At 36.6% G+C, this 13,073-nt stretch carries 6 protein-coding genes; 2 read left to right on the forward strand and 4 right to left on the reverse strand.

Annotation, left to right across the window (positions count from 1 at the left end; genetic code table 11):
• Positions 1-37: 37 nt before the first annotated feature.
• Positions 38-1,144 carry a hypothetical protein gene (locus EV201_RS08930; RefSeq protein ID WP_130307239.1) on the reverse strand — a complete coding sequence of 369 codons (1,107 nt, stop codon included), beginning with the start codon at positions 1,142-1,144 and terminating at the stop codon, positions 38-40.
• Positions 1,145-1,620: 476 nt separating this feature from the next.
• On the opposite strand from EV201_RS08930, the gene EV201_RS16665 reads away from it, so the two are divergent.
• A complete protein-coding gene (locus EV201_RS16665) occupies positions 1,621-3,879 on the forward strand; it encodes an NADP-dependent malic enzyme (RefSeq protein WP_130307240.1) in 2,259 nt (752 codons plus the stop codon).
• A 54-nt stretch (positions 3,880-3,933) separates the two neighbouring features.
• On the opposite strand, the gene EV201_RS08940 is transcribed toward EV201_RS16665, so the two are convergent.
• On the reverse strand, positions 3,934-9,441 hold the full coding sequence (locus EV201_RS08940) for a lamin tail domain-containing protein (RefSeq protein ID WP_130307241.1): 5,508 nt from the start codon (positions 9,439-9,441) through the stop codon (positions 3,934-3,936).
• Positions 9,442-9,650: 209 nt separating this feature from the next.
• Here EV201_RS08940 and EV201_RS08945 point away from each other — a divergent pair, with 209 nt between their 5' ends.
• The gene (locus EV201_RS08945; RefSeq protein ID WP_130307242.1) at positions 9,651-10,643 is read left to right on the forward strand and encodes an aspartate-semialdehyde dehydrogenase; all 993 of its coding nucleotides are present in this window, start codon (positions 9,651-9,653) and stop codon (positions 10,641-10,643) included.
• Between the two features lie 77 nt (positions 10,644-10,720).
• On the opposite strand, the gene hflX is transcribed toward EV201_RS08945, so the two are convergent.
• Together hflX and EV201_RS08955 are read right to left on the reverse strand one after the other, a co-directional pair.
• A complete protein-coding gene (hflX, locus tag EV201_RS08950) occupies positions 10,721-11,956 on the reverse strand; it encodes a GTPase HflX (RefSeq protein WP_130307243.1) in 1,236 nt (411 codons plus the stop codon).
• A 177-nt stretch (positions 11,957-12,133) separates the two neighbouring features.
• The gene (locus EV201_RS08955) at positions 12,134-12,817 is read right to left on the reverse strand and encodes an energy transducer TonB (protein ID WP_130307244.1); all 684 of its coding nucleotides are present in this window, start codon (positions 12,815-12,817) and stop codon (positions 12,134-12,136) included.
• Between the last annotated feature and the right edge of the window lie 256 nt (positions 12,818-13,073).

The raw sequence follows: 13,073 nt of genomic DNA on the forward strand, positions 1-13,073 counted from the left end.
TTCAGGCCGGATTCTAAACCGATTAAATACAAACCTATTAATTTGCATTGACTAAATTAGTGTAATATACTTCATGTGCGACTTTATCAACAATATGCTTTACAAATTTCAGATCATACATCGAACTAAAAATCTGATCCATCAAAGCTAGCGTATCTTCACTTAGCATTTCGGAAAGCTGGATACTGGTTCCATCTTCAAAAGTAATTTTTATATCACGTCCCTTTCTACAGAATGCGACGTTTGCTTCATTAACATCATTTTGATGCTTCACAACCTCAATAGTAGCCCCTTCTTGTAACACATCATTTCTATAAACCACGTAATTTCCAGAAACTGAACTCCATTCGATTTTAATGCTACCCAATACCAGTGAATATTTCAATTCTCCTTCATTCGTTTCATCTGATTTCGAGATCTCAACCTCTTCCATGAAAAGAATAGCATCACCTTTCATCAAATTAAACTCATAATTTATCATTTCGCCAGCACTAAAGTCAACACCAACTGAATAATCATTCGTGAAGGTAAATTTAGATTGATAGTCAAAATTCAAATCCTCAGAAATAGACCAATCAACAAATAATTCGCCCGCTTTCTCTTTTTCAACCTCAATCTCAGAATTCAATAAATAATCAAACTCAATACCTCCTGAGTAAGTGTAATTATAATCAGTTGTTGTAATAACAAAATCATTGGTATACTCAGTTGCTTCATCCACGTAAAGCATCCATGGGCGCATGGCTTTCTCTTTTGGCAATCGCAAAATAAATGATTCCGAATCGCCTACCTTCTCAAATGCACTTTGATATCCGTTTTTGATGGTCCCTTGTTGATCAGGAATTCCCTTTTTATAATCATAAACACCTTTAATATCATCAAGTGTGATGCTCATAGCATATCTGGAATCCATACTGCCTGCATAATTACTTTTTAGGTTTGTGCCATCCTCAACTGTTATTATCTCAAATCCTTTTGATTCCGAAATATCTACAACAGCATCAGTAACCGCATTCGCTTTAACTTCCATTAATTGTACAAGAGAAAGATCATGTTCTAAATTATTGTCAGACTTATCTGAGCAACTCCAAAATATTGCTGAGAACAATAACAGCGTTCCAAAACTTATAATGCATTTTTTCATATCATCGGAATTAGGTTATCTATTGGGGCAATCATATTGATCTTAATAATGCGACACACTTAATCACAAAGATTATACCAAAATACATCGTTGTTATATCAATATAAACATAAACCCCTACCATAGAAATGATTCAGAGCATCAAGTTACAAAAAGCAGCTGTCATTAGGAATAATATCAAAGTCTTTTTGTGTAGTCAAAAAGGAATTCGTGTAGTAAAATTCCACAAAAGTCGGCTCAAGTATTATAATTAACGTGATTATCTATCCAATTTTCAATCCGCTTTATTTAGATTTCTTCTAAACGAATAAATTCGGAATTTAATCATACGAAATTTAATGTTTGAAAGTCAGTGAAGTTGGGAATTTGCAATGTACACTTCAAAGACATATGTCTTTTAGCTCTCCTACACAATCAAAATACGATTGGTATTATTTATTAAGCAAATCATCTAACCCATTCCAAAAGAATCAGCTATGGCTAAATTTACCAAAGAAGATGCCCTTCGATATCACGAAGGCAAACGTCCTGGAAAAATTGAAGTTATTCCGACCAAACCCCACTCCACACAACTGGATTTATCGCTGGCCTACTCACCTGGAGTTGCCGAGCCCTGTTTAGAAATCCAAAAGAATCCTAAAGACGTTTATAAGTACACTGCAAAAGGAAACCTTGTAGCTGTAATTTCAAATGGAACTGCGGTTTTGGGATTAGGTGATATCGGTGCAGAAGCTGGAAAACCCGTTATGGAAGGGAAAGGTTTATTGTTTAAAATCTTTGCTGATATCGATGTTTTCGATATTGAAGTCGACACTAAAGATGTGGATGAATTTGTCAAAATTGTAAAAGGTATTGCGCCAACATTTGGGGGCATCAATCTGGAGGATATTAAAGCTCCCGAATGTTTTGAGATTGAAGATCGACTCAAAACTGAGCTAAACATTCCTATCATGCACGACGATCAGCATGGAACTGCGATCATTTCATCAGCAGGTATGTTGAATGCTATCGAAATTCAAAAGAAAAAAATTGAAGACATCAAATTAGTTGTCAACGGAGCGGGAGCATCGGCAGTAGCGTGTACACGACTCTATATTTCACTTGGGGTAAAAAAGGAGAATATTGTCATGGTGGACAGCAAAGGTGTGATTCATAACTCACGAACCGATTTAAGTGCTATAAAACGTGAATTTGCCACCAAGAGAAACCTTCATACACTGGAAGAAGCTATTGATGGTGCCGATATGTTTCTGGGCCTATCTGTAGCCAATGTATTAACGCCTGAAATGGTTAAAAGCATGGCTGATCGTCCCATTGTGTTTGCCCTGGCCAACCCCAATCCTGAAATTAAGTATGAACTCGCAATGAAAGTCCGTAAGGACTTAATAATGGCCACAGGAAGATCAGATCACCCCAATCAGGTTAATAATGTTTTGGGCTTTCCTTTCATTTTTAGAGGTGCTTTAGATGTAAAAGCCACCGGCATAAATGAGGAAATGAAAATTGCAGCTGTAAAGGCTCTGGCTGATTTAGCAAAAGAAGATGTTCCCGACATGGTCAATACCGCCTATAAGGAAATGAATTTAAATTTCGGAACAGATTACATCATCCCTAAACCTCTTGATCCAAGACTATTAACAGTGGTTGCACCCGCTGTTGCCAAAGCTGCGATGGAGTCAGGTATCGCCCATACTCCCATTACAGATTGGGAAGCTTACGAAATGGAATTGGAACAACGAATGGGACGAAACAATAAACTTCTAAGAGCCTTAACAAATAAAGCCCGAAGAAATCCGAAGCGGGTAATATTTGCAGAAGGAGAAAACTTTAAGGTCCTCAAAGCAGCTCAAAACGTCTTACATGAAGGAATAGCAGAGCCAATATTATTGGGGGATAAGAAAAAAATTAAAAAACTCATTTTGGATAATGATCTGGATATTGAAAATATCCCTGTTATTGACTGGAATTCAAGAAAAGAACAAGGCAGACGTGAGAGATTTGCTCATGTTTTATTCGAAAAAAGGAACCGAAAGGGCTTAACCTATTCCGAAGCTTTGGAACTGATGACCAATCGCAACTATTTTGGTGCAATGATGGTGGAAACTGGCGAAGCTGATGCTCTATTAAGCGGATCAACATCTAAATATGCAGATACCATAAAACCTGCCATTCACACTGTCGGAATCAAACCCGAAATCAATCATATTGCAGGTATGTATCTGTTAATGACCAAGCAAGGCCCTCTTTTCTTTTCGGATACAACGGTCAATCCTCGTCCGGATGCAAAAACAATAGTCGATACCACATTACTAACGGCAGAGGCTGTCCGCAAGTTCAATATTGAACCTGTTGTCGCCCTCGTTTCCTATTCTAACTTTGGGTCGATACGCACAGGAAGTCCGGTACGTGTTCAGCAAGCAACGGCAATTTTACATCGTGAACATCCCAATTTAATTGTTGATGGTGATATTCAGATGAACTTTGCCTTAAATAGTGAATTGCGAAACCAAAAGTTTCCTTTTTCAAAACTTGGCAAAAAACGCGTGAATACCATCATCTTCCCAAACTTAAGCAGCGGAAATATCAGTTATAAATTGATACAGGAACTTGGTGGAGCCGAAGCTATAGGCCCAATTCTACTTGGCATGAACAAATCGATTCATGTGATTGCATTGGAAAGCTCTGTTCGCGAAATCGTGAACATGGTAACCATTGCAGTAGTGGATGCTCAATAAATTAGATCAATAAAAAGCTTTAGCTGAAACAAAGTCAGCTAAGGCTTTTTTATTTTATTTCAATTTACCACCCAAAACACAAGTCTTTTTATAGGTTTTCACATCTCCGTCAGGATGATACAATTCAAAATAGATGACATAAACCCCTATGGGGGCTCGCTCCTTATTTGCCAATAAGCCATCCCAAAACAATTCATCTTTCGTCGATAATGTCAAATTGCTTGCCAAGCGTCTGATTTCTTTCCCAAAACTGTTATAAACTCTAATATTGGCCACATAACCGCTTTTGTCAAGATCAAAATTAATGATCAGCCTATCGTCCACCCCATCATTATCCGGCGAAAATATTTTGCTCTTAAATCCAAGGGTATTGATTTCAACTTCATCAATATCATAGGATGAATTTTGCATACCAGGTGTTCCAAAATCAATACTCTGAGCCGCCGAAATCCAATTTGATGTCGAATTCGTTTCTTTAAAGGGATTAATTCTCTCCAATGAAACACCTTCATCTGAAGTAAGATTCTGCACGTGCATATCTTCATCATAAGCAAAATCATCTACCTGCTCCAGATTCCGATTTAAAAGAACCACACGCCCTTCATCATCATTATAAGAGGGCAAATTCTTCAATTGTAAAAAAGTCTTTTCGTCACAATGGCTGTAATTCAACTTGATATTCGCCGTATCTGTACTCACCAAAAGATAAGTCCCTGCTTCCAACATTTGGGATTTATCACTCAAAGGATAAACCTGATCGATTTGATAATTTTCATCCCGATTGGCAATAAACAAATCCCGAATATCAATGATTCGACCAGAGAGATTAAGCAATTCAATATAGTCTGCTCCACCAGGGTATGGATTAAACAACACTTCATTAATAACCAAATCACCTACCTGAGGCAAATCAGCAATTAAAAATTCAAACCCATTCTCTTCAATCGGATTCCCTGCTAAATCGACAAGTTGATCAGAAAACAGCAGCTGATATTGAATATTGTGTTCAAAATCCTGAGGGAAATTCAGTCGTAAAGCGAATTTTTCATTCTCAAGCTCAACAACTGAATCGGGATGCCCCATCCCCTGGTCTAAAGAAAAATTTTCAAGCATTAAGGCTTGACTCAATTCCAAATATTCACTAAAAAAGAGATCGATGGTATTCGAATTAATCAAATCATAAGCTAATAAACGAGGTGAAATAACATCCGGATTAATCCCTACAATTGAATTCTCCCTCCCAGGCGTACCTCCCGATTCGTCCATTGATGGCTGCCAATTATCGGCTTGCCAGGAATGATTGTTACAATCGACTCTTTCCAAAGTCCAACCACCATCCATTTTTTCATCATCACCATACCAATCCGATGAGTATGTGACTTCGTCAAGCAATACACCTGACGAAGATTCTAAGGAAATACGGGCACCTGAATTGGTCAGACTTGGGAAACTACTAAGGCCTAATATTTGTCCAAACTCTTTATAGAAATCAACTGCTGCATTCGAACACAGAATTAAATAATCATGAGCTGGAAGTTCAAAATCAGAAAGAATTTTCACAGTATTGCCAACCCTTAGTTTGAAATTTTTAATGTTAACAGAATAATCTCTGGTATTATATATCTCAATAAATTCATATTCCGGCAAGCCCACAACCGGCGATTCATCTGCTAGAATTTCATTTATAACTAAATCATATTGCTTCGTTTCTTCATAAAAATCAAATTCAATACTCATCAATTCAGAAACAGAACCTAAAAGATCCTGAATCCCTTCAATTCTCAGATTATATTTGCCTGTCATCAATTTATCCTGCAACTGTAAAACCAGCTCGTTCTTTTTATTGGATGCTTTAATTTCCTTTATGAAAACGTCATTATCATCTCGCTTTAAACTAAAATTTCCCCCTTTTGATGACTCATTGAAGTTCAGATCTTCTGAAAAACGGAGGACTATTGAATCAGAATAAACAGCATAATTTCTAAGAAAAGGTGCCGTGTTATATCTCTCAATTGTAAAATCGTCAAACCAAAGTTCACCTGCCCGTGAAGCTGATTCAAAATTAAAATCAAGTCCGGTATACCAAATCTCAGCCTCATTTACAACTTCAGAGATAACCCGACCTGCCTCCAACCAATTCGACTTATCTCCTAAACGATTATAATAAAGTTTCCATTCCCCTTTTGCAGTATATTCAACCTTTATAGCAACCTGTTCTTCTTCACTCCAATCAAAATCAGATTTTATCAAGAGCTCCGAATCATCATCATTTGTTTTCCATAAACTTAACAGGTCGTCAGAACCGGACAGATTTACGCCGACTGAATACAGCTGATCAGCTAATTCGGGATCATTGAAATCCATCAATAAATGGAAAACAAAATAATTTGCCGATGAAGGATCCCAATCCGAATTTTTAAGTAAGAATTCCCAATAAATAGACTCTGCACCAATCTGAATCTCTGGAATGGGTTTCAGAATATAACTATCACCTGTCGCATTTGTTAGATTGTGCTTTAAACTATAAGCCCCACCGATAGGTAGATATGAAGACGAAGTCCAGTCATAACGATTTTGCCAGACATCTAAATTCTGAGATTCAAAATCATCAGATATAATTAGGGATTCATTTTGCACAAAAATTGACTGAACATCCGGAGCCAAATCACCACTCACTTCTAATTCAAAAGCATGCTTACCCGAATAATTCAAGCCATCAATTTTTAATTGTCCATCGACCAAATTACCCATAGCTCCCGTTTGAGTTAAGTCACCATCACCCGAAACCAAATTGAGGTTGATAGATGAATTTTGATCTTTATCGATATTCTGATAGGCATCAACTGCAGCTAAAACCAGACTGAATTCTTCATCCGGAGCAATTCCTTTAGGGGAAGAGATAAAGGACAAGCGATCAGAAAACACCTCAATCTTATGCAGAGCTGACACAATCGGCTCTGTCAATTCACTTAATAGGGATGAACCTGTGGTCGAGCTTTTCCAGTCATGTTCTTTTCTAATTTCAAGTTGAAATTGAGCATGATCAGGCAATAAACTTTTCTTAAAATAAATGCCTAATTCATACTCAGCCTGCTTTCCATTTTCAATCTCAATCTCCAAAGAGGTGAATGAAATATAATCCAGCTCTATTTTTGTCGTTTGAGCCACAACGTCTCCATCCTTCATTAAAACCGAACCAGCCAAATGTTTCTTCCAATCAAGGCCGGAATCATCAAGTTTATTATAAAATTTCATTGAACTGATAAGAGTTGGAGTTAAATCAAAAGTCGCTTCATCCTTTATAATAAAATTAAAAACCACTTCTGAGTTATCCGGGCTAATCGCAATAGTACTCAAACTTTTAGACGATATAGGTGAGGTCGATTTTAGAATGTTTGAATTCGCATCCAAGCTCGAGATAGTTTCACTCATCACTGGTTTCATTCCAGCAGCTTCAACCAGAATGGTGAAATTTTCAGCTTTATTGTAACTTAGATCTGTCCATACATATTTTCCATCCGTCAAATTCTTTTGCAAGCCTGAATCAGAAGTTAATTCCCCAGTGCCTGATGCCACAGAAACATTCGCTTCAATACTCGAATTGGAATCCTGATTACCAAATTTATCGACCGCTCCTAATTCAATTCCAAACACAGAATTTATCAACAATGTCTTTGGAGGCTTATTTGTGAAAATAAGTTCTGTGCCCTCAACATCAACTTCAAAGCTTTTCCCCACCAAATCACCTGTAAACTCTTCAACCAGATGACTTCCATTAACCTCCCATTGAGAATGTGTACTATCGATTGTTGCCTGAAAAGTTGATCCATCTGTAGAATTTTCAGTCAGATAAATACACAGGGATAAATCTATTGTCTCCCCATCAGATATTGATGCAAGAACATCGTTCTCAGAAAACAAAATAATGAGATCACTTTCGCTTTTCTGATAATCAGCGTTAACAATCTTATCGTTGATTTTTATTTGAAATCCACCAATCTCATTTGCCCAATTTACCGTATTCGCATCACCTGATATCAATCTGATTTTTTTCAGGACAGTCTCAACTTCATCATCCCCAGCATCCGAAATTTGAAAACGAAAAACCTCTTTATAATCATCTTCGGTAACCGCTAAGGATGAAATATGCAGATCATCAGGTAGCCAATCAACCACATGTGCCTGAGTTGATTTTGCACTCGTAATAGAAATTGGACCAGAAATAATAGAATTAAAGCCTATTGCTGAAGCCTGTATTTCAATATCTTCTATCAGATTATAAACCAAATTATCAAATACAACTTCACCTAAGGTCATATTATCCGACAAATTACCAGCTAAAACACCACTCCCCGTGGCAAGACTAATATCTATCAATGGATTTGCGTCTAGATCCGTATTCCCATTCTTATCTGTCGCATTAAGAGAGACTGTAAAAATGGAATTTTTGATAATGTCATTTATTGGAATTGTCGTAAAATTCAATTTTGTATCTACCACAGAAATTTGATGTTCAGGCGAAATCACTGCGGTGCTATTCGCTATATCAAATCCTGATCCGGATGAAAAGGTTGTAATTCCAGCAGCTCCGGCTGCCAATTCTATCTGAACTTTCTGCCCATCAATAATTCCTGTAGTTTTCAGATAAGTTCTCAGTTCATATTCATGAGAAGAATTATCTGCAAGAGTAAAATCACCTTCTGAAAAATTCAAAATGACTTCATCCGAACTTATATCAACGGAGCTTGTTGAAATAAATTCAGTTCCATCATAAATCACAAAGCCTTCAAACTGACTTGAGAGATCTGCAGGATGATCAGAAGCTATATTTTTGAACTTGATCGATGAGATTTTAGTATCCAATTCATCAGAACTTAAAGGCTCTGACAATCTAAACTTCAACAAAGCTTGAGCGGAACCAATATCATTGGCAATTGAGCTAAGATTTTGAACATTCACTTGACTCGTCGGTTCTAAGACCTGAGTTAATTCATCATTGGAAACAACAATAGGAGTACCCGTAACTAAAATATCATCGATATATATTTTATCTGATGCATAAGTGGTTTTCATTCGAGCAACAAGTTGCAAACTGAAACCTTCTAAACCATTTTCTGTAGCCGTTGAACTTGTCCAATCAACAGTACTTTCGAAAAATGGAACTTCAACTCCTCCATCTAAAATATAGCAGAGCTTAATGTATTTATTATTAGCGGTTGAACCCGTACCGGTTTCAGCAGCCAGAACAGATATATTAATCCCTGTATAGCTAGAAATATCCAAAACAGAACTCTTCCAGATCGCTTCTCCATTGCAATCTAAAGCTTCTAATCTATCGGAGCCTGTATCAACTACTTTCACATAATCACCAGCATCATAAAAAATACAAGCACTCACATCTAAAGTCCAATTTACACCTGAAATATCATTCAATACATCCCCATCAAATCCTTTCCCAATATCTTCATTAAAATTTGCCGAATAAATCACCTCCTGAGCTTGTAAGCTCCCCATAGTCAGGAATAAAAAAAAGAATACTTTAAATAAAACAAGTGTTTTCATAGCTAAAAACTCTATATTCGTTGACTCGATTAACAACAAGAGATATTCTGGAATGTAAGAGAATATACTCCCTATATCTCTGATAAAATTGAACTAACCAATCAATGTTAATTCGATATTTAAGACTAACCCAGGTTCAATTCCAAAGACTAACTGAATCTGAGTAAGTAAGTTATAATTATTAATCCAATTTAATAGAATTTTTTATTATGAAAATTGCTGTCGTAGGCGCCACAGGTTTAGTGGGACAAAAAATTCTTGAGGTATTAACCGAAAGAAATTTCCCTGTAGATGAATTGTATCCCGTTGCAAGTGAAAGATCAAAGGGGAAAAAGATCGAATTTAGAGGTAAACAGGTAGCGGTAATTGGCATGAAAGAAGCAATTGAATTAAAACCTCATATTGCCATTTTCTCAGCTGGTGGTAATACCTCTCTTGAGTGGGCTCCTGAATTCGAAAAAGTAGGAACGTTTGTTGTTGATAATTCTTCAGCCTGGAGAATGCATCCTGAAAAAAAATTAATTGTACCTGAAATTAATTCTTCTGAACTTACAGTTGATGATAAAATTATCGCCAACCCAAACTGTTCTACCATACAAATGGTTGTTGCGCTAGCACCTCTTCATAAGAAATATAAAATTAAACGCCTGATCATCTCAACTTATCAATCGATTAGCGGAACCGGTGTAAAAGCTGTGAAGCAATTAGAAAATGAACGCGCTGGTATAGATGGTGAAATGGCCTACCCATACCCAATTGATAAAAACTGCTTGCCTCATTGTGATGTATTCGAAGAGAATGCCTACACAAAAGAGGAAATGAAATTGATTAATGAGACCAGAAAGATTCTCTGTGATGACTCAATTCGAATTACAGCAACTGCGGTTCGTGTTCCTGTTGTTGGTGGTCATTCAGAATCGGTAAATATTGAATTCGAAAAGGATTTTGATTTAGATGAGTTGAAAACTATTCTTTCTCAATCAGAAGGAATTATTCTTCAAGATGAACCCGAGAAAAATATTTATCCAATGCCACGATTTGCTCATGAAAAAAACGAAGTCTTTGTAGGAAGAATTCGTCGTGATTTCTCAAATCCTAACAGTTTAAATATGTGGATTGTTGCTGATAACCTTCGTAAGGGTGCCGCAACTAATGCTATTCAGATTGCTGAATATCTAACTCAAAGTGGAATCGTTAGATAACCAATTTAAAACACATACAAAAAAAGCGATGTTCCGTTTATTAAGGAACATCGCTTTTTTTGTATCACTATACCAATTTATTCGTCGTCCTCGCTCAAATTACTATAATCCTGATATAAGAAATTATTGTAAGGGAAACGAGCCGAGTGAATATCACGAATGACATTATATACTTGTTCTCTAAACTCTTCAATATTATCCTTCTCCTTGGCAGAAATAAATAAACAAGGTGTATCACCTTTGGCAACCCACATTTTCTTTAATTCATCAAGGCTGTAATTCTCTCGTAACTTCGGCGTCAAATCATCCTCATCTTTTTTCACATAGCTGAAAGCATCAATTTTATTGAAAACCAGAAAGCGAGGTTTTTCTTTTTTATCGATTTCAGCCATGGTTTCGTTCACCACATTAATATGATCTTCGAAATTTGGATGCGAAATATCAACAACATGTAAAATAATATCCGCCTCACGCACCTCATCCAATGTCGATTTGAAAGATTCAACCAAATTATGAGGCAGTTTCCTGATAAATCCAACCGTATCAGCTAGTAAAAAAGGGACATTCTGAATCACAACCTTTCTAACTGTCGTATCCAAAGTTGCGAAAAGCTTATTTTCAGCGAATACATCTGATTTACTCAAAACATTCATCAGTGTTGACTTGCCAACATTGGTATAACCAACCAAGGCAACACGAACCATTTTATCACGATTCTTTCGCTGTACCGTTTTTTGCTTATCAATTTTCTTAAGATCTTCTTTAAGCTTTGATATTTTTTCAAGAATGATACGACGGTCGGTCTCAATTTGAGTCTCACCAGGTCCACGCATACCAATACCACCTCGCTGACGTTCAAGGTGAGTCCAAAGACGCGTTAATCGTGGCAATAAATACTGATACTGTGCCAATTCAACCTGAGTTTTTGCATTGGCCGTTTGGGCACGACTGGCAAAAATATCAAGAATAAGATTCGTTCTATCTAAGATCTTACATTTCAGTTCTCTTTCGATATTTCGCAATTGGGATGGAGATAATTCATCATCAAAAATCACCAAACTTACCTCCGGATTCGATTCAAGATAATTTGAAATCTCTTCCAACTTTCCAGTTCCAACAAAGGTTTTAGGATGTGAATGTTGTAATTTTTGAGTAAAACGCTTAACCGTTTCAGCCCCGGCTGTTAAAGCAAGAAAATCCAACTCATCAAGGTATTCATTCACAATTTCTTCCGTCATCCCTTGAGATTGATCTATAACACCAATCAAAATTGCTTTTTCCGATTCTATTTTATTATTAAGGAAATCTCCCATGTATTTTCAAATATATGATTTAAGAATTTAGTTCAAACAAAAATGAACCAAACATGCTCTTTTTAAAAGATATCGACAAAAGTAAGCAATATTCATTGATAAACTAAGTTCGACTTAAAACAAAAAAGAGGCTCTGAAAAATCAGAGCCTCATATATTGAATACAAAATGTATCAGCTTATTGTAATTGGAAATTGATCGGTACAGTATAAGACACTTTTACAGCCTTACCACGTTGCTTACCAGGTTTCCATTTTGGCATATTCTTGATAACCCGAACAGCTTCCTTATCAAGAGATGGGTCAACCCCTCTCATGATCTTCACATTCTCGATGGCACCAAGTTTGTTAACAACAAAACCAACGTATACACGTCCGGTAATACCGTTCTCTTGTGCAATCACAGGATATTTAATAGATCTAGCAATCCATTTCTGTAATTCAAGATCTCCACCTGGAAATTCAGGCATATCTTCTACGATTACAAAAACCTGCTGCTCATCTTCTTCTTCCTCCTCCTCAACAACTTGAATTTCAACTTCTTCGTCCATGTCGGCCTCAGAGTCTTCAATTTCTAGTTCGTCTTCAATTTCTTCATCGTTATCCACAATGTTCAAAACATCAGCAACTTTAGGAGCTGGTGGTGGTGGTGGTGGTGGCTTAACAGGCTCTTGACGAGTAATAGGAATAATTTCCTCTTCAGCCTGGATTTCTTGCTCTGCTTCCAACACAGTGGCTTCGCTTGTATCAACTCGCCACTCAAAGGCTAGAAACACAATAGCAAGAGTAAGAGCCAGACCAATCTCAAGAAAAAGACCTCTCTTATTCTCCAGATCTGCTTTTTGTGACTTCTTAACTTCCATAGTTTTCTTTTAATTTTCTAGTAAATTCAGCGTTTAAAAGTAGGTATTTCAATTCTATAATCAAAATTCTATTTCGGATATGCTTAATATTTCAGGGGATAAAGATAGAAAAATTCACGTCAAACAATTTTTTTACAAACCGAAATAGACATGTTTGAAAGCTTATGTAGACCGCACCCTATTTTTATGTCACAAATACCAGGCATCTAAACACATAAAAATAGCTGTAAATAAATACAATAAGTAATTATTCTAC

The sequence above is a fragment of the Ancylomarina subtilis genome, from assembly GCF_004217115.1.
In the GTDB taxonomy this organism is placed as follows: domain Bacteria; phylum Bacteroidota; class Bacteroidia; order Bacteroidales; family Marinifilaceae; genus Ancylomarina; species Ancylomarina subtilis.